Genomic DNA, 3,922 nt, shown 5'->3' with positions numbered 1-3,922 from the left:
GAGAACAACGATAACGCGGGGCATCAGACATCCCGCGTCATCGTTGACCACCATCGCGAGCATGCTCGCTCCTACAGGGTTTGTGGGAACATCAGTCCTCCCAATACCCAATCATTCATAAACACCACATCCCCCGGCGGTTAACAAAACATAACGTGCCGTCGATTGTCAGGTCTTCAAAAACACCGATAGGATAAGCCAGCTTCCGAAGGGGCTCTGGATTGCGGGTTTCAGGACTATGCTCTGAAACGATGCACTGAAACTGTCGTCCGGGCGTGTACCCTTGCGGCGCCCTGAAAGGTTGAATGACCTAACAATAATAATGGGGGAAGGTCTATGAGTGAGCCTGTCATGGGTGTGGGTACTTGCCGCCCGCCGGCACTGCGTAAATTCGCGATGCTGGCTACAGCGCTCTCGCTGTTGGGCTGTGCCGTTTGGTCGGCGCCAGTGTTGTCGGCTGACGCGCCGGCATCCGATGTCGTTTATTCCGTTGAATCGGCCAAGGCCAGCAAAAGCCTGGTGCTCGACGTCGCTCATGCAGGCAAGCGCCTGGTGGCGGTCGGGGATCGCGGGCACATTCTCTATTCCGATGACCAGGGTTCGACCTGGACCCAGGCCAAGGTGCCGACCCGGCAACTGCTGACCTCCGTGTTCTTTGTCGATGACAAGCACGGCTGGGCCGTCGGTCATGACGCGCAGATCCTCGCCAGCGAGGACGGCGGCGTCACCTGGACCAAGCAATTCGAAGATCTCAAACGCGAATCGCCGCTGCTCGACGTCTGGTTTCAGGACGCCAGTAGCGGCTTTGCCGTGGGCGCTTACGGCGCTCTGTTGGCCACCACCGATGGCGGGAAAAACTGGGAAGACGTCAGCGACCGTCTGGACAACGAAGACCAGTACCACCTCAACGCCATCGCCGCAGTCAAGGATGCCGGGCTGTTCATCGTGGGCGAGCAGGGCAGCATGTACCGCTCTGCCGACTGGGGCCAGACCTGGGAAAAACTCGAAGGCCCATACGAAGGTTCGCTGTTCGGTGTAATCGGCACTGCTCAGCCCAATACACTGTTGGCCTACGGCCTGCGCGGCAATCTTTACCGCTCCACGGATTTCGGCAGCACCTGGGAGCAAGTCGAACTCAAGGCTGAACGCGGCGCGCTGGAGTTCGGCCTGTCCGGCGGCACGCTGCTCGAAGATGGTTCGATCGTGATCGTCGGCAACGGCGGTTCGGTGATCAGCAGCAGCGACAACGGCGAAACCTTCAGCGTCTTCAACCGTCGCGATCGTATCTCCATCTCGTCGGTGGTCGGCGCCGGGAACGGCAATCTGATTCTGGGTGGGCAGGGCGGCGTTCGCGCCACTTCGCCAAACGGCGCCGAGCTGGGCAAATGAGCCAGGTTAATAATAAGAAGGCGGGGCTATGACTTCCTTGAGCACTCATCATCAGGACAAGGCGACGTTTCTTGAGCGCCTGATTTTCAACAACCGCCCGGCAGTGATCACCATCTGCCTGTTGGTCAGCATCTTCCTGTTCTGGCAGGCCACGCTGATCCGGCCGTCCACCAGCTTCGAAAAAATGATCCCGCTGGAGCATCCCTTCATTCAGAAGATGATGGAGCACCGCAACGATCTGGCGAACCTGGGCAACACCGTACGGATTTCCGTGGAGGCCACCGATGGCGACATCTTCTCCAAGGAATACATGGAGACCCTGCGCCAGATTCATGACGAGGTGTTCTACATTTCCGGCGTCGATCGTTCCGGCCTGAAATCGCTGTGGAGCCCGAGCGTACGCTGGACCGAAGTGACGGAGGAGGGCTTCGCCGGTGGTGAAGTGATTCCGCAGAGCTACAACGGCTCCGAGCAAAGCCTCGACATGCTGCGCAACAACGTGCTCAAGTCCGGGCAAATAGGCCGGTTGGTATCCAACGACTTCAAATCGAGCATCGTCGATATCCCGCTGCTGGAGTCCTACCCGGACCCGCAGGACCAGGGCAAGTTGCTGTCCCTGGACTACCGCAAGTTCTCCCACGATCTTGAAGACAAGATCCGTGACAAGTTCGAAAAACAGAACCCCAACATCAAGATTCACATCGTCGGTTTCGCCAAGAAGGTCGGCGACCTGATCGACGGCCTGGTGATGGTGGTGATGTTCTTCGGCGTCGCCTTTGTCATCACCTTGATCCTGCTGTACTGGTTCACCAACTGCATGCGCAGCACCGTGGCGGTATTGAGCACCACGCTGGTGGCGGTGATCTGGCAGTTGGGCCTGATGCACTTCTTCGGTTTCGGCCTAGATCCGTACTCGATGCTGGTGCCGTTCCTGATCTTCGCCATCGGCATTTCCCACGGCGTGCAGAAGATCAACGGTATCGCCCTGCAATCCAGCGAAGCTGACAACGCCCTCACCGCGGCTCGCCGCACCTTCCGTCAACTGTTCCTGCCGGGGATGATCGCGATCCTCGCCGACGCCGTGGGCTTCATCACCCTGTTGATCATCGACATCGGCGTGATTCGCGAACTGGCAATCGGTGCCTCCATCGGCGTGGCGGTGATCGTGTTCACCAACCTGATCCTGCTGCCGGTGGCGATTTCCTATGTCGGCATCAGCAAGCGTGCGGTCGAGCGCAGCAAGAAGGACGCACACCGTGAACACCCGTTCTGGCGCCTGCTGGCGAACTTCGCCAGCGCCAAGGTTGCGCCGGTGTCGATCCTGCTGGCCTTGATTGCCTTCAGTGGCGGCCTCTGGTACAGCCAGAACCTGAAGATCGGCGACCTCGACCAGGGCGCGCCAGAACTGCGTCCGGACTCGCGCTACAACAAGGACAACAACTTCATCATCAGCAACTACTCCACCAGCTCCGACGTTCTGGTGGTGATGGTCAAGACCAAGTCCGAAGGCTGCTCGCGCTACGAAGCCATGGCGCCGATCGACGAGCTGATGTGGAAGATGCAGAACACCGAGGGCGTGCAGTCGGCGATTTCCCTGGTGACCGTGTCCAAGCAGATGATCAAGGGCATGAACGAGGGCAACCTGAAGTGGGAAACCCTGTCGCGTAACCCGGATGTGTTGAACAACTCCATCGCCCGTGCCGATGGCCTGTACAACAACAATTGCTCGCTGGCGCCGGTGCTGGTGTTCCTCAACGACCACAAGGCCGAGACCCTGGATCGTGCGGTGCATGCGGTGCAGGAGTTCGCCAAGGAGAACAACAAGGACGGCCTGGAGTTCATCCTTGCCGCCGGTAACGCGGGGATTGAAGCGGCCACCAACGAGGTGATCAAGAAGTCCGAGCTGACCATCCTGATCCTGGTGTACATCTGCGTCGCGGTGATGTGCATGATCACCTTCCGCTCCTGGGCGGCGACTCTTTGCATCGTGCTGCCGCTGGTGCTGACGTCGGTGCTGGGCAACGCCCTGATGGCCTTCATGGGCATCGGCGTGAAAGTCGCGACCCTGCCGGTCGTGGCCTTGGGTGTGGGGATCGGCGTGGACTACGGGATCTACATCTACAGCCGTCTGGAAAGCTTCCTGCGTGCTGGTCTGCCGCTACAAGAGGCGTACTACCAGACGCTGAAGTCCACCGGTAAGGCGGTGTTGTTCACCGGTCTGTGCCTGGCCATCGGTGTGTGCACCTGGATCTTCTCGGCGATCAAGTTCCAGGCGGACATGGGCCTGATGCTGACCTTCATGTTGCTGTGGAACATGTTTGGTGCGCTGTGGCTGCTGCCGGCGCTGGCTCGGTTCCTGATCAAGCCGGAGAAGCTGGCGGGGCAGAAGGGTAATTCGTTGTTTGCTCACTGATCCCTGGCGCTAACGAAAAAGCCGCAACTCAGGTTGCGGCTTTTTTATTTCCCGGTTCACACCTAACCCTGTGGGAGCGGGCTTGCTCGCGAAGGCGTCGTGTCAGACGACTCATGTATC

General features: G+C 59.2%; 2 protein-coding genes. Both read left to right on the top strand.

Annotation, left to right across the window (positions count from 1 at the left end; genetic code table 11):
* Positions 1-336 precede the first annotated feature (336 nt).
* Positions 337-1,389 (top strand): WD40/YVTN/BNR-like repeat-containing protein, encoded by a 1,053-nt coding sequence (locus ACW9JE_RS29370; RefSeq protein ID WP_224539778.1) that lies wholly within the window; start codon positions 337-339, stop codon positions 1,387-1,389.
* Positions 1,390-1,417: 28 nt separating this feature from the next.
* Positions 1,418-3,802 (top strand): efflux RND transporter permease subunit, encoded by a 2,385-nt coding sequence (locus ACW9JE_RS29365; RefSeq protein WP_457434753.1) that lies wholly within the window; start codon positions 1,418-1,420, stop codon positions 3,800-3,802.
* Positions 3,803-3,922: the final 120 nt, after the last annotated feature.

The sequence above is a fragment of the Pseudomonas sp. SDO55104_S430 genome (genome assembly GCF_054070595.1).
Note: the sequence above shows the minus strand (reverse complement) of the source record. Positions and strands in the feature narration are given on the sequence as shown.

Coding starts and splice junctions, on each gene's coding strand:
- ACW9JE_RS29370 (WP_224539778.1), top strand. CDS start 337: ATGAGTGAGCCTGTCATGGGTGTGGGTACTTGCCGCCCGCCGGCACTG.
- ACW9JE_RS29365 (WP_457434753.1), top strand. CDS start 1,418: ATGACTTCCTTGAGCACTCATCATCAGGACAAGGCGACGTTTCTTGAG.